Source organism: Rhodoferax ferrireducens, assembly GCF_003347515.1.
GTDB lineage: Bacteria > Pseudomonadota > Gammaproteobacteria > Burkholderiales > Burkholderiaceae_C > Rhodoferax.
The window spans coordinates 1-253 of the sequence record NZ_QEII01000144.1; the positions used below are offsets into that span (position 1 = coordinate 1).

Annotated in this window: 1 pseudogene; it reads left to right on the top strand. The window is 60.9% G+C overall.

Annotated features, from left to right (window positions below):
• Nucleotides 1-110: 110 nt before the first annotated feature.
• Nucleotides 111-253, top strand: a pseudogene (locus C5P05_RS00705) (amino acid ABC transporter permease); the annotation flags it as partial.

Genomic DNA, 253 nt, shown 5'->3' on the forward strand with positions numbered 1-253 from the left:
TTCGAGATTTACATCGTCGTGGCCGGCATCTACCTGCTGCTGGCGCTGTCGTTTTCCGCCTTGTTCCGGGTGATCTACCGCCTGGCCCTCAACTACCCGGCAGGCCGCTGATGCGTACTTTTGGTTTTCCCGAATTTCTGTTCATCCTGGAGGCGGCCAAGTGGACCGTGGCGCTGTCGCTGATTGCCTTCATTGGCGGCGCCATCGGCGGCCTGATCATTGCGCTCAGCCGCACCTCGCAGAACAGCGTGGC